The sequence below is a fragment of the Winogradskyella aurantia genome, from assembly GCF_002266855.1.
In the GTDB taxonomy this organism is placed as follows: domain Bacteria; phylum Bacteroidota; class Bacteroidia; order Flavobacteriales; family Flavobacteriaceae; genus Winogradskyella; species Winogradskyella aurantia.
Map to the genome: position 1 here is coordinate 421,871 of NZ_NGJN01000003.1, position 22,921 is coordinate 444,791.

The window sequence follows — 22,921 nt, forward strand, 5'->3', positions numbered from 1 at the left end:
GATGAATTAAAGATCACTATAGTAGCGGTTTACCCCTTACCAAAGTTTAAAAATGAAAAATAATAAGCCTAAAAAAACGTTATGATTTTTTCTATCTCACTCTCATTTCTTTTCCCACAAACTATCACTAAAAAGATGTTTGCAATCCAATAAGTTGGTGTTTAATTCGAAACCCGTCTCTTTAGCTAATTGATCTATTTCGTATAGATCATATTTTTTTGACAGCTCTGTCCATATGAGTTCGTTATATCCAAAATGAAAGGCGCTATTTAATGCCTTAATATTAACAGTTTGCGCTCTTAAGCTAACAATGTAGCTTTTTAATTGGCCCGTGATTGGATTATAATGGCAGTAGAAATCATAATCATCTATTTTAAAATCTGCTTCTAATTCCCTATTAATTCTAATGAGAAGGTTAAGATTAAAACGTTTTGTTATACCGTAAGAATCGAAATAGGCCTTATGAATAGTAATAGGATTTTTCTTTAAATCGAAACCAATTAATAGTTTATCGCCAGATTTCATATTACGATGAAATAATTCCAAAAGTGATATGGCTTTTTCTTTTGAATAGTTACCAATATTAGAGCCAAGAAACAATAACAAGCTCGGATATTGACTTTCCTTATTAACTTTCAATATCTCAAAATAATCGCCAACCTTTGGTTTTATTTTTAAACCTGGCAATCTCTTTTTTAGAGTTTTACTCAGTAAGTCCATAGCTCCTTTTGAGATATCGATAGGCACATAATTAAAATCAACCTTATTATGGACCAAATACTCGAGAAGCTTGAATGTCTTAAAGCCATCACCAGCGCCTAATTCAATAATATTGAATGGCTCAGAAAAATGAAGCGAATTATGAATTTGTTTTGTTTGCATGGACAGAATCTCAAACTCGGCGTCAGTTAGATAATATTCAGGCATATTCATTATTTCCTGAAAAATGCGACTTCCATTGGCATCGTAAAGATACTTAGAGGGTAGATATTTATTATCGGAAGACAATCCAGCGTGAACGTCTTCTGCAAAAGAATTCATCATTTATTTTACAAGTCTAATTCCTGAAAAAAGCCAGCGTAATTCAGGTTGAAAAAAGTTTCTATAAGTTGGTCTAAGATGGTTTGGTGGCGAGGCAATTGAGCCTCCTCTAAGTACCATTTGGTTTACCATGAATTTTCCATTGTACTCTCCAAGGGCACCGTCTGTTGTTTTAAAGTTAGGGTAAGGTAAATATGCACTATTGGTCCATTCCCACAATTGTCCGTGTTTAAACTTCCTAGAACTCACCTCCCATTCAAACTCAGTAGGTAATCGCATGCCCTTCCATTGTGAGAAGGCAAAGGCCTCGTAAAAACTAATATGGGATACAGGTAAGGCTTTTTCAATTTTCTTTAGGCCGTTTAAAGTATAATGCAACCATTCACCATCAATCTTAAACCAATATAAAGGTGCTTCAATATTATTTTTCTGAATAAAATCCCAACCGTCAGCATGCCATAGGTTAAAATCCTTATAACCGCCAGATTCCATAAACTCTATATATTCTGAATTTGTGACCAGTCTATTTGAGATTTGAAATTCGTTAAGGTACACTTTGTGTTGTCCTAATTCGTTATCCCAACAAAAGCCCTCTCCTTCATAACCAATTTGATAAATACCCTCAGGAATCGTAATAAAGGTCTGTGCTGCATATTCAGAAATTAATCCAATTTGGAAATCCAGTTCAGGAAATGAAGGTTGGGTGCCAAAAATATATTTAATGTCGTAAATCAATAGTTCTTGATGCTGTTGCTCGTGCTGCAGGCCAATTTCAATAATATCAGCAATCTTTTTAGGTTGTTCTTTCTTCAAAAATTCAGCCATGTGTTTGTTGACATAACTCCTGTAGCTAAGAACCTCCTGAAGCGTTGGCCTAGTCATTAAACCACGATCAGCCCGCACAACCCGTGTTCCTATATTGTTGTAATAGCTATTAAAGTAATATGCATAATCTGGATGGTAAACCTGGTAGCCTTTATTGAAAACTGAAAGTACAAACTGCTCAAAAAACCATGTTGTGTGCGCTAAATGCCACTTAGGCGGCGATACAAACACAACAGGTTGGGCAGAAACATCTTCAGGTTCAAGGGACTTACAAATAGTTTCTGTTCGGTATCTAACCTCTAAAAATCGTTCTTTAGTTGTGAATTTGCTCAATTGAATTTGCACGCCTAATTCTCTAATAATTCTGTTTCAAAAATGACCTCGTTAGCTATGGTTTTTTGTACCGGACAGCGCGAGGCAATATCTCTTAATTTTTCTTTTTGCTGACCATCTAAGTTACCAAGAAATTTTATTTTTTTATTGATATGATCTAAATATTTGGGTTTATCAACATCCAGTTTCAGGTCTTCACTATGCTTTCTTGAGTGCGACACGTATACAAATACTTCCTTTAAATCCCATTGCTTACGCTCAGCATACATTTTCAAGGTCATTGCCGTACAAGCTGCAAGGGCAGCATTGAGATATTCATAAGGAGATGGTCCAAAATTATCACCTCCGCTAGAGGCAGGCTCGTCTGCCATAAAACTGTGATGTCGCGTTTGAATCGTAGTTGTAAAATTATCTTCAATTACATTTAAATGTCCGACTAATTGCTCTCCTTCGGTCGTCAGCATTTCATTTTCCGAAATAGGGAAATAACGTTTGGCCCATGTCCCAATAACATCCCCTACATAATGACTGTCTTTTTCTTGAACCAATAAATGGTCTGCATTATCCAAAGAAATAAAACTTTTAGGATGATTGGCATTGAGGTACAGTTCTTTGGCATTTTCAATGTCTACTATTTGGTCTAATGGCGAATGCATTATAAGTAAGGGTGTACGCAATCCTTTGACAATTTCTGGTAAATTGGTCTTATTAAATTCTGAAATAAAATCTTGGTTAATGACAAAAGGCCGACCTCCAATATTTACCTCAACCTCCCCTTTTTGTGGAATATCTTCTATTTGGTGCGAAAAGAGGTGTTTTACATGAGACACTTTAGAGGGAGCGCCAACGGTTGCCACAGCTTTAATAGCTTCTAATTTTGAGGCAGCAACCAAAACTGCGGCTCCACCAAGTGAATGGCCTACCAATAAGGCAGGTGCCTTAAAGTTTTGGGTCATATACTCGTGCACATCAATTAAATCTTCAACATTTGCAGAAAAATGACTGTCGGCAAAATCTCCTTCGCTCTTGCCAAGACCTGTAAAATCAAATCTAACCACTGCAAAACCATCTTGAGTTAGTGCTCTACTGATATAACGTACGGCATTTAAGCTGCTACTACATGTGAAGCAATGCGCAAAGATGGCATATTCATTAGGTTTTTGATTGGCTGGAAGTTCCAGTTGGGCATTAAGTTCTATGCCTTTACGATTAGTAATTTTCAGTTTTGTCCTTTTCATTAGTTCTCAATTTTTGCATTTTTCTACCTAGCTAGCCTTTCTCTTAGGCCTTAACCTACTTCGATTGAAGACCTTATGTTCATCATTTAATTTTAATATTCTTAACAGCTTTCATAGTTATGAGCTACAAGACAGCATGGAACAACCAACTTTATGTCTTGCCCACTCTGGTCTTTTCGCGAACCATTTTTCATGTTTCGGTTGCTCGCTGTAGGGTTTTTTCAAGATATCATATAGTTCTGTTATTAAACTGTAATCCTCTTTATCAGCTTTATCAATAGCTAATTGGGCCATATAATTTCTCAGAACATATTTTGGATTGACCAGGTTCATGTTCAATTGTCGTTCTAGGTCCGTAAGATGTTCTTTTTGTAGTCTTTGGTCGTAAGCTTTAAACCATCCTTTCCATTGGTCTAAAAATGCTCCTTGAATGTCTTTAGGCTTATAAAAGGCATTTTCAACAACGGCAATCGAATTATCATTGTCTTTCCTATATGCCCCCAGTAATCGAAAAAATATAGTCATATCCGTTTCAGATAACAAAAGACAATCCTCTAGATTCTTAATTAACTTCTCATCACCCTCTAGCTGCAATTGAAGCCCTAACTTGGAGCGCATCATATTCAGGGATTTCTGGGTAAAATCTACTTGGTATTGATGAAGAATATCTTCAAAGGGCTGGGCTTCCCCTACTAACGGATATAAGGCATTTGCCAACTGAAGCAGGTTCCATAATGCTATATTAGGTTGGTTACCAAAGCGATACCTTTTATGTTGTCTGTCTGTGGTGTTCGGGGTCCAGCCAAAATCAAACCCTTCTAACCAGCCATAGGGGCCGTAATCAATCGTTAACCCAAGTATAGACATGTTATCTGTATTCATTACCCCATGGACAAAACCAACACGTTGCCAATGGACAATCATATCCAATGTTCGGTTAGTGACTTCTTTAAAAAACCTTATATAAGCATCTTTTGAAGGCTTGCCTAATTCAGGAAAGACATATTTTAGAGTATAATCTACCAAGGTTTTGAGATTCTTATTATCCTGTCTTGCCGCAAATAACTCAAAATTACCAAATCGAATAAACGTAGGTGCGACCCTGCATACAATAGCCCCCTTCTCGTAGTCAGCATTGCCATCATAAAGCATATCCCTTAACACCTCATCCCCGGTTAAGATTAAACTCAATGCCCTTGTGGTTGGAATACCTAAATGAAACATAGCTTCACTGCACAGATACTCTCTAATTGATGACCTTAAAACCGCCAAGCCATCACCTTGCCTAGAATAAGGTGTTTCTCCCGCACCTTTAAGTTGAAGCGCCCAACGTTCATTTTTGTGTTTAACTTCAAATAAGTTTATGGCTCGACCATCTCCTAACTGACCGGCCCAATTACCGAATTGATGTCCGGCATAAGCCATGGCATAAGGTTTGGTTTTAGGATAAATTGTTGCTCCTGAAAAGACCTTGAGGAAGGTATCAGAGCTTATATCCTCTTGTAATAAACCTAGGTTCAAAGCCATGTCCTTGGAGGCGTGAATTAGCTTTGGACTTGAAGGAACCTTTGGCATTACATAAGAAAAGGCTGCCTCAAACACTTGTCTTCTCGTGTTTTCAGTATGCGAATCTGATGGAAGCTCTTTGTTGAAGGTATCGGAAATACTTAAAATCATCTAATTGTTTTGTTCAAGAACATATTGGCCTTGCTTGTAAAATACAAAAACCAATCATTACGAAGTTACAAATAGCCTTTGAGACAGATGACAAATTATTATTAATTTAGCACTTTGAGTAATTCTATGGAACACCTTATTGAAGACGCAGAAGCATTTGTAACTTCCTATTTAAACAACCATCTCAATCCGTCCTTTGTTTATCACAATTTAGCCCATACACAACGTGTGGTTAGTAACCTAAAGGAAATTATTGAGGAAACTGATCTCAGTAAAAAAGAAAAGGAACAACTTTTAATGGCTGCATGGTTTCATGATACTGGCTTTGGAAAAACTATTGACGGTCACGAAGCGGAAAGTGCAAGGATTGCCACGTCATTTTTAAAAGAAAAGCAAATCGCTGAGAAGGACATACAGGCCATTTCCAAGATGATTTTAGCTACAAAAATAGACTATGAACCAAAGACTAAGGTTGAAGGTTATATAAGAGATGCCGATTCAGCCCATCTTTCAAGCAAGAATTATGATTATTACACTTCATTGTTGAGAAAAGAATGGGAGTTAACTGCAGGAATGAAAATGTCTGAAGAGGATTGGTTAAAAGAAAATATCGATTTTTTAAACCATCATTCGTATATGTCAGAACTAGCTATCAAAAAATGGCAAAGGCAAAAGGATGAAAATTTAGCTAAACTTCTGAAAAGCCTGGAAAAAATCCAGGAAAAACACAAAGAGTAGGGTACTCAGTTAGAATTTTGTTTTCTTTTTAATACTCATGGCAAATCCACCACCCTCGGCAAGCTTCACTGAAAATTTTGAATTATTAGTCAATTCTATGTTTTCAATCGTTAAATCCAGTGGATTATTGTCCCAATGGGCATTTTCTCCATCTCTGTAAATCGTACCTTGATACAACTCATCTACCTCCAAAAAATCAAAGACCAAATCCAAATTCCTAGAATTCTCGTCTGTGATACCTCCAATAAACCAATTGCCACTATCGCGTTCCTTTCTTGCAATGGTTACATAATCGCCGATTTCACCGTTCAAGACTTTAGTTTCTTCCCAATCTACCCCAACATCCTTTATAAATTGAAGCGGTTCTGGATTGGCCTCATAATGCTCCACCAAATCGGCTGTCATTTGTATGGGACTGTAAATAACCACATAGAGCGCTAATTGCTGTGCTATAGTGGTATTAACCTGATTATTTGGCTTGTACTCATCAAACTTGATATTAAAAATCCCAGGCGTAAAATCAATAGGCCCAGCTAACATTCGTGTAAAGGCTACAATAGGCAAATGCTCTGGTGGGTTTCCTCCATCCTCTGCCCAAGCATTAAACTCTTGTCCTCGCAGACCTTCTCGAGAAATAATATTGGGATAGGTTCGTCTTAGACCTGTGGCTTTAATAGGCTCATGTGCATTTACCGCAACTTTATATTTGGCGGCTTTAATCGCGGCATTATTGTATTGATTCACCATGTATTGCCCGTGATGGTACTCCCCTTTTGGTAATATCTTGCCTACATAACCTGATTTTACAGCATGCATACCATAGTGCTGCATTAGGGCATAGGCTGTATCTTGCTGTTTTTCGTAAGTCTTAGTGGCAGCTGAAGTCTCATGATGCATAATAATTTGCACCCCTTTTTCCTCGGCATAACGCGTCACCTCATCTAAATCATAATCGGGATAAGGGGTTACAAAATCAAAAACCCCTTCACGATCTTCAAAACCTATCCAACGTTCCCATCCTGTATTCCAACCTTCTACCAAAACACCACCAATATTATTTATAGCTGAAAAATCAATAAACTGTTTTACATTCTCTGTTGTGGCTCCATGCTTACCATGGGCTTTCCCTGTATCTTTCCATGCACCATCAACCAATTCCATACCGTAATCCCATGACGATTTCCCGAGATGCATCTCCCACCAAACTCCTGTATATTTCATCGGTGTAAACCAAGGAACATCGCCGAGTTGATTTGGTTCGTTCAAGTTAACTATAAGATTAGATTCAATTAAGTCTGGCGCGTTATCTGTAATCTGAATGGTTCGCCAAGGGGTATGGAAAGGTAAGCTGCGTTTCACTTTGTAGTCGGTGTTATCGGAACCAACCAAATTGCTTTTAAGAATTAAATTTTCGGTATCTACTTTTAATGTCATTCCCGAATAGTCTACTAAGGCCGCTTCATGAAAACTTAAATGAACACCATCTTCACTTACCATGGTCACTGGTGTATTAACTGCATTTTCTGGAATATAACTCTGAGCTAAATTGGTTTTGGGTATATAAGATTTAGCGTTGATTTCTGAGAGTTTTGTGGTGCTATATAAATGTTCATAAATATCCCAATCACCAGGAATCCAAAAGGTTTTATAATCTTCGGTAAGATTGAATTCCGTATGCTCATCCTTGATTAAAACTTCATTCCATCCTTCTTGTTCTGGTATTTCGTAGCGAAACCCCATACCATCATCATAGAGCTTAAACACGATATTGAGCTTTCGTTTTAAGCTTGTGGTTTCTTGTAGTTCAATTTTTAATTCGTTGTAATGGTTGACGACATCCAATTGCTCTCCCCAGGGCATTTGCCAAATTTCGTTAACTGTTTTCGTTGTGGAATTTACAATTTTGAAATTTTCTAGAAACTTCCCTGAATTAATAAACTCAAATCCCAAATAAGAGGTGTCAATAATGGCTTTGTTATTGAACTGAGTGTAATAAAATGGCTTCCCGTTTGAGGTAACATCGAATTTTACACTAATATTTGAGTTAGGAGATGAAGTCTCTGTCACCTGACTTTTTTCTTGGGTGCATGCAAGTAAACCCAAAAAACTAATTATGATTAGACTTTTTCTCATATCACTCTTTTTTTTCTAGAAGTACTATGTCAAATTCTGAATCAATGATTACACGACCATTTTTTACCTGAGATGTCTTTCCCGAGTACGCATCGTGTAGCGTATCACCTTCCTTAAAAAGCTTGGATACGTCAATTGATTTTCCACCCTTATGAACATCTAAACCGACAAGCACCAAGTCTTTATAATCCCCTTTTTGATAACTTCTATAAAAATAATAGGGTTGTGCCGTTATCATTTGATGTATACCTGCACCAATGGCTGGATGCTCAGCTCTAAACCGTCCTAATTTTTGCCAATGGGAAAGTACTTCTTTTGTCCTAGACCGCTTGGCAATGGAATCCCAATTCATAAACGATCTTAAGGCAGCATCACCATTTGTTGCAGGTACCGATAATGACCTTGAAGACTCATCCCCATAATAAATTTGGGATGTTCCTGGGGACAGAAGTAGCTTATTAGCAGCTTCAAATGGTTTTTTTCGTTGGGTATCAAAAGGACTTCCGTCATCATGAGAACTCAAATAATTCAATACCCCAAACGCTTTTAAATCGCCATGTAAAATATCAATATATCTTTTGAAAAGGTCTTCGTAGCCAAACTCCTTAGAGTTCCATTTAAATTCAAAGTTGATTTGACTACTAAACATATTATCATAATAGTTCACTTTTTTATCGCCAAAATCAAAATATTTTCCGCCACTCACACCGTAATTGTAAACTTCACCTACCAAATAAAAATCATTATTATCTAGGACTTTCTCAGGATTGGTTTTCTTATATTCTGTAAAGGCATAATCACATTCTGTTTTAAACTCTTCCCAGACATAGGGCTCAGTATGTTTGACTGTATCGCATCGGTAACCATCAACACCAAATTCTGTAATATAATCCGTTAACCACTTCATAATATAAAAACGTGGTGCTCTGGGATGGCCAGTACGTTTAAAAAAATCATCAAGCTCTTTTACTTCTTGCTCATAACGTCCTTCGGCTTTCCATTTTTCAACTAGTTGAGGTGGTAGATTTACGTTTTCGTTACTTTCTGTCCTAATATCTGGGAGATTCGCCACCAATGTACAACTTACCGTATTTTCATAATTATCATAACTGCATTGCTTATCTGTGCGTACCCAGCTCTCCGGCCAAACCGGGTCTTTTTCAGTTACTGGGCCTGTATGGTTAATAACTGCGTCCAAAATAATTCTGATACCTCTTGCATGTGCTTCTTTTACCAACTCATGTAAGTCTTCTTTGGTGCCATAATTTGGATCTATTCGTGTCCAGTCTTTGGCCCAATACCCATGATACCCATAGGTTAATCCCGTTCCCTCATCTGTTGCACCGTGAATTTGTTCAACGATTGGCGTCATCCAAATAGCATTAATACCTAAATCGGTAAAGTAACCTTCCTTCACTTTTTTGGTGACACCTTTTATGTCACCACCTTCAAAACCGCGGAGTTTCCCTGCTTTCTTATCCCTCCCAAAATTGACATCATTTGAGGAATCGCCATTATTAAACCTGTCGGTCAATAAAAAATAAATATTCGCAGCTTCCCATAGAAAGTGGGTGTTGACTTCTTTTGGTATTTCAGGATTTTTAACGTCTGTATTGGATTGATTTTTACAATTCAAAATCATAAAACTTAAAGCTATTAATAGGACTAATTTTTTCATCTTCAATCTGATTCGTTTTTTATTGGATAAACACTTTATAGCTCCAAGGTGCTAACTCTAAAGTTGAAGTATCATCAAAAGACATCTGTGTTTCTGTTGTGAAATCTTTATAGTCACCGTGATGTAATCTTTCTTTAAACTCAATAGATTTAGACCCATCTGAAAAATTAAATACGGCAAATACTTTATCCTTTTCATTCTTGCGCACAAAACTCAGAACTTCACTTTCAAAATTATTTGGGACCTTAACCATCGTTGCGCCCCATTTTGCATGCCATAAAGCTGTATTCTTTTTCATTAAAGTAATGAGATTTTTGTAGAGGTCTCCAATAGGGTCTTGTTTCCATTGAATAGCATCTTTCTCGAAAAACTCAAGTCGCTTTGCGTTTCCGGCTTCCTGACCATTATATATTAAAGGCATACCTTCACCAACTACAGACAACACTATTGCGGCTTCAAGGCCCTCACCAAACTGCTCGTACATAGTACCTTCCCAAGAATTCATATCGTGGTTACTCACAAAAGTCATCTGCATGCTGTTTTTAGGAAATGCACTTTCATTCCAGGAGTAGTACACATATAATCCATTGACATCCTTCTGACCCATACATATTTTGTGCATCGTTTCATTCCAACTCCACGCATAAGTCAAGTCAAAAGCTTTGGCATGCAAATCTCTTGATTCCCATTCAGCGAGCATAAACACAGGTTTTACAGCATCTAGTTTTTTTCTGACATTGTTCCAGAATTCGACTGGCACAAAACCTGCCACATCACAACGATACCCATCGATATCGACTTCCTTAACCCAATACGTTAAAGCTTCGGTCATGTATTTTCTCACTTCAGGCTTATTGTAATCCAGGTCTATAATATCTGACCAATCCCACCATGGTGTAGGACGAAAATCACCCTTATAATCCCTATCGTACCAATCTGGATTTTTGTCAACCAACACATTATCCCAAGCCGTATGATTCGCTACCCAATCTAAAATGACATACATGCCATGGTTGTGCGCTTCATTCACGAAATCTTTTAAATCTTGAAGCGTTCCAAATTCGGGATTCACACTGTAATAATCTTTAACAGAATAGGGGCTTCCTAAGGTTCCTTTTCTGTTCTTTTCTCCAATAGCGTGAATCGGCATGAGCCAAATTATATCTATGCCTAAATCTTTAAGGCGTGGTAACTGTGTTTGCGCTGCTTTAAATGTGCCTTTTTCAGAAAACTGCCTCGTGTTTAATTGATAAATTGCGGCGTTTTTACTCCATTCAGGATGTGTTAGTTTTACATAATCTTGTGGCTGATATTGACTTAACATATCGTCATTTATAGTTTTAGTCTCGTTTTGTGCAGTCTTGTCCTCATTTGAACAAGACCAAAAACATGAGATTATAAGTATGAGAAGGGTTAATTTTTTAATCATTTACTTAATTTTTAGAATGAAAGATTCCAAGGGATTGATATCAACACGAACCTTTGCCTTTCCGTTTTCAACTTTTAAAGTTGAGCTATATGCATTATACAATTGGTCTTCAACTTTATAGTCGCCATCGTCTAAATTCCATTTTTGAACGAGGTCTTCTGGCAATTGTAACTCAAAACCATAGGTGTTCTCTGTATTAAAGTTTGAAATAATAATCAATTTTTCGTCATCGCTCCAACGCACAAAGGACAAGACTTTATCATTATACCATTCCGTATTTTGATGGTTATATAATTGAATATCCTCATAGCCGCCCATCAAGGCTGAACTATTAATGGTGAAATTCAACAAGCGTTTATAAAAATCACGAAGTTCTAGTTCTTCTTCAGTCGATTGTCCGCCGTCAAACTTTTTATCGTTTACCCAACGCACCATACTTGGCACAGACCCATAGTCGAAAATCGATGTTCGGGTAGGGTCACCAAAGCCTAAGTCTTCTGCACCTGGCTCACCGAATTCCTGTCCGAAATATATCATGGTTGGTGCTGTTGTTGATGTGGCAGACACCACCATCGCTGGTTTTCCCTTTAGGGCATCACCAGCAAAATCTGGACTGGCAATACGCTGCTCGTCGTGATTTTCTAAAAAGTGAAGCATATGGTGTTCTATATCTGACAGATTATCAAAAATCGGTGGAATATTATTCGTACTGCCGTACCCTTGCATTACGTGTTTTAAGGTGTCGTATAGTTGAACTTTGTCGTATAAATAATCCATTTTCCCTTTTCTGATATAATCTCTATACAAACTTGGATTATAAACCTCAGCCATTAAAAAGGCCTTGGGATTTTCCATTTTAATGTGCGCGTTCATATAACTCCAAAACTCAACAGGCACCATTTCTGCCATATCGTAACGGAATCCATCAACCCCTTTGCCCGTCCAATACAAGGCAATATCCTTGAATTTTTTCCAGGAACTTGGTACGGATTTGTCTTTCCAAAAAGCATAGTGTTTTGTATAATCTTCATTATCAAAACCTTCTGGTAAATCGTCGAATTCTTTTCTGCCATCGGGACTCACACCATAATTGACTTTTACCGTTTCATACCAATCGTTCATATCTGGACGTGACGCGCGTGAACCATTGCCTGTCCATTTTGCTGGAATTTCTTCAAACTTACCATCTGCCATTGGATGATTTTCACCTCCTAACGGCTGGTAGCCGTTTTTCCATTCAGGCACCTCAAAGACCTCTCCCGGATTGTAGTAGAAATTATTATTGACGTCATAAGTCACAGATGTATCGTCTTCCGCACCAAAATCAGTAGTCCCATCAGGGTTGGTTAAACTTTGGTAATTACGTGCCACATGATTTGGAACAATATCTATTATGACTTTTAAACCTGCCTTATGCGAACGCTTAATTAAGGCTTCAAATTCTTGTAATCTGTTTTCAACATTTACAGCTAAATCTGGATTCACATTATAATAATCCTTAACCGCATATGGCGAACCAGCACGTCCTTTAACGATATCTGGATCATCGTTGGAAATGTCATATTTGGTGTAATCGGTAATAACATCGTGATGTGGCACGCCTGTGTACCAAATGTGTGTGACTCCTAAATCTTTAATTTCTGAAAGTGCCTTATCCGTGAAATCATTGAACTTCCCTACACCATTTTCCTCAAGTGTTCCCCAAGGTTTATTAGTGGTATTTGTGTTTCCGAATAATCTCGTAAAAACTTGATAGACGACTTCTTTTTTCTTCATTTCTGATTTTATTTCTTGTGGTTGAGGCGCTGTTTTAGTTTCGTTTTTGCAGGCTATTATTGTGAATAGTGCCACTGCAACGATGAGTATGTATTGTTTTTCCATGTTTTTATTTCCTTTAGGCTTCGACTGCGCTCAGCCTGACCTAGTCATTCAATTTTATTATTTCAATTTAATTCTAATCTCTTTTTCCTCGTTGGTATCCCAAATAATATTTAAGGTCAAGGTTTTATATTTTTTATTGTACGTGCCATTGACCTTATCATTGTTAATTTTAATACGCTTTGGCATATCCTTTATATTATGAATAACCAACTCTATGGTTTTATTTTCTGCCTTATAATTTGTGCCTGTTTCTGCTTCAAAGTCGATTTCTAGCCAGCGACCTTCGATCTCTGCTTCAAATTCTAAGATTTGAAATTTTCCTTTTTCAAAAGCCTCAACTGTTTTACCATCATCAAAATAAAACGTACGTTCTGATTCTTCAATAGCGTCATGATGATAGTATTGCAATTGAATAAAACTAGAATCATAGTCTTTAGTAGTTTGCATAGGTTTTGCCAAAGGAATAAAAGCACCTGCTCTTATGTATGTAGGTATAATGGCTTCATTTAGCGCAACGGTTTGGGTCTGACCTCCTTCTATTAATTCATCATTTTCAATATCAAACCAGTCTGAGCCTTTTGGAAAATATACTTCTTGAAGCTTCTTTCCAGGCTCTAAAATAGGAGATACCAAAATATCTTGTCCCCACAAATAGGTTGAGGAATAACTATATAATTCTTCATTATATGGCTCTTCAAAAAACAGAGGCCGCATTAAGGGTTTGCCGTGTTGGCTATTATCATACATCAAATTGTAATTGTACGGTAACATTCTATAACGCATTTGGATGGCTTCTTTTGCTAGATTTTTCGCCTTTTCGCTCCTAAAAATAGGTTCACTTGGCACATCTTCCTGCGCATGCGGTCTGTAAATAGGCTGAAAAACACCGTATTGTAACCATCGTACATAGAGTTCGTCATCAAGATTAGCGCCAGCAAACCCACCTAAATCACTGTGCATATAAGCCAAACCTTGCATTCCCATTTGCAATGCGATTTCTGGCTGTGATTGCAGCCCGCCCCATGTTCTATTAACATCTCCAGACCAAGGCACCATGCCATACCGTTGCGAGCCTGAATATCCAGCACGCATCAATATAAATGGTCTTAACTCTGGATTAGCTTCCAAACTGGCCTCATATACCAATTTAGCCCAATCATGGCCGTAGATATTGTGCACCTCATCTGCCGTTCCGCTAGCATGTTGTATCCAACTTGGGTGAACTTCAGGCTCCCCTAAATCGCCCCAAAATCCTGTGACACCTTTATTTGACAAATCTTTATAAATAGTTTTAAACCAAGCATTTCCATTATCACTGTAGACATCAACAATACCAGTATTTCCAAAATAGAAATCGTAGGTGCCAGGATTACCAAGTGAGTCTTTAGCCAGAATATCTTCTTTAACAGCCTCGTCCCAACGCTTCGAAGTTGTTAGTATAAACGGTTCGGTAATCAGGATGGTTTCCACACCATTAGACCTTAAATCTTTAATCATTTGATTTGGGTTGGGAAACGAATCTTTATCAAATTCTAAATTTCCCATAGTGCCTTTAATGTCCTTACCAAACCAATACAAATCTAAAATAATGGCATCAACTGGAATCTCCTCTTCTTTAAATTTAGTAATGGTTTCAATTGTTTCTTTTTGTGTGTGGTATCCAAATCGACTGGAGAAATTACCCAAAGCCCAACGCGGCAGCATGGGTTGTTTTCCCGTTAAATCGGTATAATTATCTAAAATATCGTACCACGACTCACCTGTAATAACCTGGTAGGTTTTACGACCAGAAATAGTTTCATAAGTAAGGGTATTGTCCTTTTTACTGTCCAAATCCAAATAACCAATTGGTGCATTATCAAAATGAATCATGTATTGTTTTGATGATAGTACAATAGGCATGGTGTAGTTCATTAACTTAGATTCGGTTTCGTATCCGTAATGTGCCCTATTAAATAACGGTAAGCGGTTGCCTCGTCGGTTCATACCTAAGGCTCTTGCACCTCCACCATATAAGACTTCGTCTTTAGTAAGATTGAATTCTATTTTTTCAGTTGAATCAGCAATGATATTACCTTTTACCATTTCCATCGTCTCATGCTGGCTTTTGAAATAACCACGTTTTTCAGAAATAATGGGTTCTCCGTTATACATGTAGGCAATTTTAAAGGGGTCTGTCGTGATGGTTACGGATATACCCTTAGTGCCGATACTAATGTCCTTTCCAAAATACCCGTAACTAAATGGCACCGGTTTCTTGGAAGACATTACTACAGCATGGGAAGTCGTATTCTGTGCTTCGCCATGTGGTATAAATGTAGTTTCCAGAATATCCTCAGAATAAAATGTAAAGCTATATTTTCCATCGCTTGTGATGACGGAAAATATATTGTCTTCTTCATTATGCGATTTATAAATCCGATTGGGATTTTGGGTATAACTGAAATGAAACAGCAACAGTGCTAAAACTATGTGTATTGAATTTTTCATAAAACGTTGAGATGCTGAAACGAGTTCAGCATAACAAATTAGATTTTTAGTTTATTTTCCTAATAAAAACAACAATGGCTTATCCAAACGTTGATTCCAAGAATTCTCCGAATGGTCTGTGCCTTCAAAAAATAAGTTTCTGTAATCTTCTTCATCAAATCCTTTTGCTTTTAAAACAGCATCAACTCTTGGTGCATATTGCGGATAATATTTATCTAAGGTTCTATCCCCATAATCGAAATAGACCTTGTGATTTCCAGCCACAGGAAAATTCGCATCCATATAACTAAAAATAGCTTCAGGAAATGGATTATTATCTTGCGGCATAGCACCTGGCCAATGGGTTGATAGACAAGCTGCGCCGCCAAAAACATTTGGATATTCAGAAATCGCATACATCGACATTAAGCCTCCCATACTTGAACCCATAACAAAGGTGTTATTTGAGTCTGTATGCACGGCATATTGCATATCTATAACGGGTTTTAATTCCTTTACTAAAAACTTCAAATAGTCATCACCTTTAAAATCTAAGCTGAAATTATTCCCTTTTGCGTTTTTCTCTATGTACACTTTAAGGGAATCTGGCATGAAACCATAGGATTTTTCTGGATATAAATCTTGCCAACGGATTTGTGGTATATTATGAATGGCGATAACAATGAAGTCATTTATTTTTTCATCATACATTAATTGACTCGCCCATTCATCGACTTTCCATTCTTGTTTATTCCATGATGTAGTGCTATCAAAAAGCATTTGTCCGTCGTGCATATACAACACGGCATACTTCCTTTCTTCAGAATAGTTTTCGGGTAGCCAAACGTCAACTGGTCTTGGTGTTATATATTGAGATGGAAAACTATCTGCCCTAAATAATCGTCCTGAAGCAAGTACGGTAGAATGAAGCTTTTCAAATTTAATTTTTGGAATGCTTGTATCGCTTTGTGACCCAGTACTATCTTGCTTTTCGTTTTTGCATGAAAGGATGAGTAAACACAGGATTCCTATTTTTAATAATTTTTTCATGTTATTCTAAACGACTTCACAGGCTTTAAAAATTAAACATTTCTAAAGGCTCCCGAAGTAGATAATAGAAGATTACTATTTTTAATCCAACTTTGTCGTAAACAGGTAACTTCCTTTATTTTTTAGGTCTAATGTATCTGACCATACTACGGTTTCGCCTGTCATCAGGTTTTTAAGCGTTTTTCCATTGAGGGCTAATTCTTCAAATCGGTCTAACTTCAACACATAAGGCTCCTCATTCTTATTCATTATATGAAACACAGTTTCTTCCTTATTGTAGCGTGCTAGAACATAAGTATTGTCCTCTGGTGCAAAATGCATGGTTTTGCCCGTATGAATAGCCTCACTAGACTTTCTGTAATTAAGAAGCTTAGATACAAAAGCCTGCATGTCTTTTTTGGACTCAGCTAGATTTTCACCTGTAAATGCGTTTGTTGAATCGTTAGCCCAACCTCCCGGAAAATCGGTGCGTATTAAACCGTGGTCGCCAGGTTTTGCAAAATCGTCCATCAATATTTCGGTACCGTAGTACATTTGAAAAACACGCGGCAATACTGCCAAATAGCTCAATGCCATTTTAGTGTTTGTAATATCACCATCTAATTGGGTGAATATTCTGCTCATGTCATGGTTATCCGGGAACGCCATAATATCCTCAGGTCGGGTATAATTAAAATCATTGGCTAAAGCCACATAAATTTCTTTAAGTCCCGTACCCCAAGTTTCTTCGTTTTTAAGCCCAGCGACTACTTTTTCTTGCATGGCAAAATCCATGGTTGAACGCAGATTAGAGTCGTATCCATCTGAATTTTCATGACCATCTTGCCAATAGGCTATAAGTAATGGATTGCTAGACCATTCTTCACCAACTATATTGAAGTTAGGGTATTCAGTCATAATGGCTCCAGCCCAATTGCTCATAAACTCCTTATCGGGATATGGATAAGTATCTTGACGTATACCACCCAGACCAAGAGTTTCAATCCACCATATACTATTTTGAATAATATAATTGGCCATAAAAGGATTACGCTGGTTTAAATCGGGCATATCTTTCACAAACCAACCATCTGACATACCTTGATAATCTTTTTCGGATGCATAAAGATCTTGATTAGTGGTGCGCCTATGGTTAGAATGAATAGTCACCTGCGAGTCCCATCTATCGATATTCTCGAGATAATGGTCTTGATAATTAGCCCAATCCTTAAAAGGTAAATCCTTCATCCACCAATGTTCTAAACCACAGTGATTAGCGACTTGGTCCATCACAAGCTTCATATTACGCTGACGTAATTCATCAGCAAGGGTCTTATAGTCATCTAAAGTACCAAAGCGAGGATCAACTTTGTAATAATCTGTCATTGCATATCCATGATAGGAGCCTTTTGGCATGTCATTGATTAACAATGGCGTTGGCCAAATAGCGGTAAAGCCCAGGTTTTTTATGTAATCTAAATTTTCCGTAATGCCTTGGATATCTCCACCATGTCTTGCATAACCATCAGTTCGGTCAGTACCTTGTTCGTTTAAGAACTCAAAGGAATCGTTTTCTGGATTAGCATTGGCAAAACGGTCTGGTGTAATAAGATATATGGCATCGGAACTGTTAAAGCCCACATACTCCTCTGAAGGAATTTGACGCTTTTTTAATTCGTAGGTCTGAACCAATTCTGGTTTATTGTTTATTCTAAAAACAATATTAAATTTTCCAGGGGTAGCTGTCTCTGCTATCTCCAAATCAAGAAAGAGATAATTTGGACTATCTGCTTTATGCACCTGTTTTAAAGCAATACCTTGATGTGAAATTTGTGCGGTGTAGTTTCCTATATTGTCGTGCTTTACCAGTAATTGTAATTGCCGATTCTTAAAACCCGTCCACCAATGTGGTGGTTCAATTTTATATATATCATTTGAAATCTCAATTGTGCTCTCGCTTTGGGAGGTATCCATTTCAGATTTAACATTATCCTTACACGACAACATTAAAATCATGATACAAATTGAAAGCTTAAATTGAATATGTTTCATAATTGTAGTTTTAAAATATCTTTTGAATCGTTTTACACGGTCACCAAATTATTTGGAGAAATTAGTATCGTTTTACCATTTACTATAATTTCCAAATCGTGCTTACCTTCCAACTCAAAATGTGTGTGACCTTTACAGACGTTTACCTTAATAATTTGATGCCTAAAATTGACTTTAAAGGAATAGGCGTCCCATTGTTCAGGGATTTTAGGCTCAAACGTAAGCTTGTCATTCTTAACACGCATACCTCCAAATCCTTCAACAATACTCATCCAAGTTCCTGCCATTGAGGTAATGTGTAGGCCTTCATGTACTTCGTGATTATAGTCATCCAAATCTAAGCGTGATGTTCTTAAATAAAACGTATAGGCCTGGTTCATACGCCCTAACTTTGCCGCCTGAATACTGTGTACGCACGGGGACAATGAACTTTCATGAACGGTAAATGGTTCGTAAAAGTCAAAATGCTGCTCCAATTCGTGAGTAGAAAAATGGTCTTCAAAGAAATAAAACCCTTGTAATGTATCGGCCTGCTTTATATAAGGTGAACGCAGTATGCGATCCCAGGACCACTTTTGGTTAATTGGCCGTTGCGACTGATCTAGTTCGGAGACTGTAATCAATTCCTTATCTAAAAACCCATCTTGCTGTAAAAAAACCTCGTGCTTTTCCGAGTATGGAAAATAAATTCCCTCAGCTACTTCCATCCAATCCTTAATTTCAGATTTGGATAATTTCGCCTTGTTCATAATCCGCGTATAGTCTATACCGAACTCAGATTCTATCCTTTCAATATTCTCTACGGTATATTTTATACACCACTTGGCTATATAATTGGTGTACCAATTATTATTCACATTATTCTCATATTCGTTAGGTCCGGTTACTCCAAGAATGACATATTTGTTTTTATCTGTGGAGAATGTGGCGCGCTGGTGCCAGAAACGAGCTATAGCTATCAAAACTTCCAATCCCTTTTCTGGAATATAACTATAGTCTCCCGTATAGCGGTGATAGTTGTAAATAGCAAATGCGATAGCCCCGTTTCTATGGATTTCCTCAAAGGTGATTTCCCACTCATTATGACATTCTTCGCCATTCATAGTAACCATGGGGTACAAGGCTGCGCCATTTGAGAAACCAAGCTTCTCAGCGTTTTCTATTGCTTTTTGAAGATGGTTATACCGGTATTCAAGAAGATTGCGCGCAACACTCTGATCTTTAGTGGCCATGTAAAACGGAATACAGTAGGCCTCAGTATCCCAGTATGTACTGCCGCCGTATTTCTCGCCAGTAAATCCTTTCGGTCCTATATTTAAACGTGCATCGGTTCCCAAATAGGTCTGATTCAAATGAAAAATATTAAATCGAATCCCTTGTTGGGCCTTAACATCACCTTCTATGGTAATATCAGCCATGTCCCATATTCTAGCCCAAGCCTGTTTTTGGTTCTCTAATAAGGCCGAAAACCCTAAATGTTTAGCTTTATCCAATACGGCTTTGGCCGCGGTAACCAACTCATATTTATCATGATTTCTATCTACGGTATAACCACCAAATTTGTGGATGGAAAGTACATCGCCCTGGTTAACTTTTGTGCTGTAGGCAAATGCTATGTGTGTAGAGGCCTTATCTACATCTGGTGTAATATTTAACTTTTTATCATTATAAAACAATTCCGATTCCATAAAGGTACAGGTATAGAATTCGGTCTTCATGGTTTTAGCCTGTATAAACGCACTTGTATCCTTTTGTGATACACTAAGCGTATCCCAGAATTTATCATCCCAATTGCTATCTTCATTGGTAATACCACTATCGATATATGGTTGATACGTAATGTTGGCCGAAGCGTTGAGTGGCTTAACCGAATAAGAAATAACGCCTAATTCATCCATATCTAAGCTCAGAAAACGCTTTACAACCACCTCTACTTCCAAATTATTTTGCAGCGTTGCATTAAAACTTCTTAGGAGCCAACCTTCTTTCATGTTAAGCTCTCTCTTGAAATTCTCTACTTTCTTGCACTTAAATAGGTCTAGGGCTTCCTCATTTATAAATACGTCAATTCCAATCCAACTAGGGGCATTGAGTACTTTAGCAAAATATTCTGGATAGCCATTTTTCCACCAACCAACTCTTGTCTTGTCTGGATAATACACTCCAGCAATATAACTTCCCTGAAAGGTTGGTCCTGAATAGCGTTCTTCAAAATTAGCCCGCTGGCCCATAGCACCATTACCAATACTGAATAGGCTCTCTGAAGCTTTAACTTGGTCTGGATTGAATTCTTCCTCTATGATTGACCAATTATTTGGAATTATATAATCTAGATTCATAATATTTTATTAGGTATCGTTAGACACCTTGATTTTTATGCGTTAATAAGTTCATTTAAAAACTCCTCCGAAATCTGGGTAAAGTCTTTAAATATATAATGGGCACGACCTAAAACATCTGGTTCGCCTATGCCAATGGAAATCATGTTTGCGGCGTTTGCTGCATCGATGCCGGCTACAGAATCTTCAAAAACAATACAGTTCTCCGGGGATATTTTTAAAGATTTTGCCGCTATCAGAAATACCTCTGGGTCAGGTTTTGCCTTACTGACGTCCGTGCCGTCTACTATGGTATCAAATAATTGGCCTACATTGACTTTCTCGATTATAAATCTTGCATTTTTACTTGCAGACCCTAAGGCAATAGCTTGGTGTTTATCTTTTAAATACAGCAGTGTCTTTTTTACATTTGGTAGTAATTCATTTTCATCCATCTTATTAATATAAGATAAATAGTCCTCATTTTTAAGTGCCATTAATTTCTCAAACTCCGCTTCAGACAATGTCTTATTTCCCCAAGATAGAATCTTTTCTAATGAGCGCACCCGACTTACTCCTTTGAGCTGTTCATTTTCCTTTTCCGAAAAATCAATACCAAGTCCGTTAGCAAGTCGTTTCCATGCTAAAAAGTGATACTTAGCCGTATCTACGATAACACCATCAAGATCAAATATAAATCCTTTCCTTTTCTTACTCATTTTCATTTAAAATTACATAATCATCTACATCCTTAACCCTTGTTACCAGTAAAGCTGCAATAATGAAAGAAAATCCACTAAGGACAAGGGCAAAAATTGGTTTGTCATTATAAAGGTATTTAACCATTGGACCTCCTATTAAGGCATTCAAAATTTGGGGTAGTACAATAAAGAAATTGAATATACCCATATAGACTCCCATTTTTCGAACCGGAATAGACCCAGCTAAAATGGCATATGGCATTGCCAAAATACTTGCCCATGCAATACCCACACCTACCATAGATAAGATTAACCAATTTTTATCTGGTAATACATATAGTGACAGTAAGCCTAAAGCACCAATAATCAAAGAATAGGAATGTGTCTTTTTTCGCCCTATTTTCTTGGCAATAGCTGGAAGGAAAAAAGCGTAAATCGCAGAAACCAAATTATAAACCCCAAATAAGATACCCACCCAATCGCCGGCATCTTGAAAGCCCTTGCTATGGGTGTCTGAAATATCCAAACCATAAATATGTGAAGCTATGGCTGGCGTGGCAAAAACCCACATTCCAAAAAGACCAAACCACGAAAAAAATTGCACCCATGCCAGTTGCTTCATAGTCTCTGGCATCTTGGCAAAATCTGAAAAGATGTTTAAAAGACTTGATGATTCTTCTTCCATGAGCTGTTCACCAGCGGCGGTATGGATGAGTTCCATCTCTTCGGGCGAATACTCCTTGGTTGTAAATACCGTAACCAAAATACTGCCTATTAAAACGGCTGCACCAATAAAAAAAGATAACAATAAATTTAGGGGCACTTCACCTGAAGCTGCCTCATTGGTAATACCAAACCAGTTGGCTAGTACATAAGGAAGCCAAGAACCTATGACCGCGCCTATACCAATTAAAATGGTCTGCACACTAAATCCAAGAGTTCTTTGATCCGACGGCAAAACATCTGCGACCAACGCCCGAAACGGTTCCATGGCCACATTAAAGGAGGCATCCATAATCATCAACATTCCTGCTCCTACCCAAAGGGCTGGCATGTATGCGGTGAACATATCTGAATTAGGCATCAATATTAGACCCAATGAGGCCAATAGAGCACCTATTAAAAAATAAGGCCGACGTCGTCCAAGCTTGGTCCAAGTTCTATCACTGTAATGGCCAATGATTGGTTGCACTATCAAACCCGTCAGAGGCGCAACTATCCAAAACCAAGATAATTCATGTACATCCGCACCAAAAATTTGAAGAATTCGACTTGCATTGGCATTTTGAAGGGCAAAACCCATTTGCACCCCTAGGAACCCGAAGCTTAAATTCCAGATTTCCCAAAAGCTTAACCTACGCTTTTGCATAAATAGTATA

Annotated in this window: 15 protein-coding genes; 1 reads left to right on the plus strand and 14 read right to left on the minus strand. The window is 37.6% G+C overall.

What is annotated here, in order from left to right; genetic code table 11:
- Nucleotides 1-102: 102 nt before the first annotated feature.
- The 4 genes from CA834_RS07710 to CA834_RS07725 all read right to left on the minus strand — a co-directional run bounded on the left by CA834_RS07710 (nt 103) and on the right by CA834_RS07725 (nt 5,114).
- On the minus strand, nt 103-1,044 hold the full coding sequence (locus tag CA834_RS07710) for an L-histidine N(alpha)-methyltransferase (protein WP_094968107.1): 942 nt from the start codon (nt 1,042-1,044) through the stop codon (nt 103-105).
- Nucleotides 1,045-2,199 (minus strand): ergothioneine biosynthesis protein EgtB, encoded by a 1,155-nt coding sequence (gene egtB, locus CA834_RS07715; protein ID WP_094968169.1) that lies wholly within the window; start codon nt 2,197-2,199, stop codon nt 1,045-1,047.
- A gap of 14 nt (nt 2,200-2,213) precedes the next feature.
- Nucleotides 2,214-3,437, minus strand: a complete 1,224-nt coding sequence (locus tag CA834_RS07720; RefSeq protein WP_094968108.1) for a bifunctional alpha/beta hydrolase/OsmC family protein — start codon at nt 3,435-3,437, stop codon at nt 2,214-2,216.
- 117 nt (nt 3,438-3,554) lie between these two features.
- Complete coding sequence (locus CA834_RS07725) at nt 3,555-5,114, minus strand: protein adenylyltransferase SelO (RefSeq protein WP_094968109.1); 1,560 nt, start codon at nt 5,112-5,114, stop codon at nt 3,555-3,557.
- 126 nt (nt 5,115-5,240) lie between these two features.
- On the opposite strand from CA834_RS07725, the gene CA834_RS07730 reads away from it, so the two are divergent.
- On the plus strand, nt 5,241-5,852 hold the full coding sequence (locus CA834_RS07730) for an HD domain-containing protein (RefSeq protein ID WP_094968110.1): 612 nt from the start codon (nt 5,241-5,243) through the stop codon (nt 5,850-5,852).
- Between the two features lie 9 nt (nt 5,853-5,861).
- On the opposite strand, the gene CA834_RS07735 is transcribed toward CA834_RS07730, so the two are convergent.
- From CA834_RS07735 to CA834_RS07780, 10 genes are all read right to left on the minus strand, one after another.
- Nucleotides 5,862-7,985, minus strand: a complete 2,124-nt coding sequence (locus tag CA834_RS07735) for a glycoside hydrolase family 97 protein (protein WP_094968111.1) — start codon at nt 7,983-7,985, stop codon at nt 5,862-5,864.
- 1 nt (nt 7,986) lies between these two features.
- On the minus strand, nt 7,987-9,663 hold the full coding sequence (locus tag CA834_RS07740; RefSeq protein WP_094968112.1) for an alpha-amylase family glycosyl hydrolase: 1,677 nt from the start codon (nt 9,661-9,663) through the stop codon (nt 7,987-7,989).
- 19 nt (nt 9,664-9,682) lie between these two features.
- Nucleotides 9,683-11,092, minus strand: coding sequence for an alpha-amylase family glycosyl hydrolase (locus CA834_RS07745; protein ID WP_094968113.1), 1,410 nt, complete (start codon nt 11,090-11,092; stop codon nt 9,683-9,685).
- Entirely contained in the window at nt 11,093-12,973 is a 1,881-nt protein-coding gene (locus CA834_RS07750; RefSeq protein ID WP_094968114.1) for an alpha-amylase family glycosyl hydrolase, read from the minus strand.
- Between the two features lie 57 nt (nt 12,974-13,030).
- Nucleotides 13,031-15,463 carry a TIM-barrel domain-containing protein gene (locus CA834_RS07755; protein ID WP_094968115.1) on the minus strand — a complete coding sequence of 811 codons (2,433 nt, stop codon included), beginning with the start codon at nt 15,461-15,463 and terminating at the stop codon, nt 13,031-13,033.
- Between the two features lie 51 nt (nt 15,464-15,514).
- Complete coding sequence (locus tag CA834_RS07760; protein WP_094968116.1) at nt 15,515-16,492, minus strand: alpha/beta hydrolase; 978 nt, start codon at nt 16,490-16,492, stop codon at nt 15,515-15,517.
- 81 nt (nt 16,493-16,573) lie between these two features.
- Complete coding sequence (locus tag CA834_RS07765; protein WP_094968117.1) at nt 16,574-18,523, minus strand: glycoside hydrolase family 13 protein; 1,950 nt, start codon at nt 18,521-18,523, stop codon at nt 16,574-16,576.
- A 32-nt stretch (nt 18,524-18,555) separates the two neighbouring features.
- The gene (locus CA834_RS07770) at nt 18,556-20,862 is read right to left on the minus strand and encodes a glycoside hydrolase family 65 protein (RefSeq protein WP_094968118.1); all 2,307 of its coding nucleotides are present in this window, start codon (nt 20,860-20,862) and stop codon (nt 18,556-18,558) included.
- Between the two features lie 35 nt (nt 20,863-20,897).
- On the minus strand, nt 20,898-21,560 hold the full coding sequence (gene pgmB, locus CA834_RS07775) for a beta-phosphoglucomutase (protein ID WP_094968170.1): 663 nt from the start codon (nt 21,558-21,560) through the stop codon (nt 20,898-20,900).
- Complete coding sequence (locus CA834_RS07780) at nt 21,553-22,911, minus strand: MFS transporter (protein WP_094968119.1); 1,359 nt, start codon at nt 22,909-22,911, stop codon at nt 21,553-21,555. The genes pgmB and CA834_RS07780 overlap by 8 nt, the downstream gene beginning before the upstream one ends.
- Nucleotides 22,912-22,921: the final 10 nt, after the last annotated feature.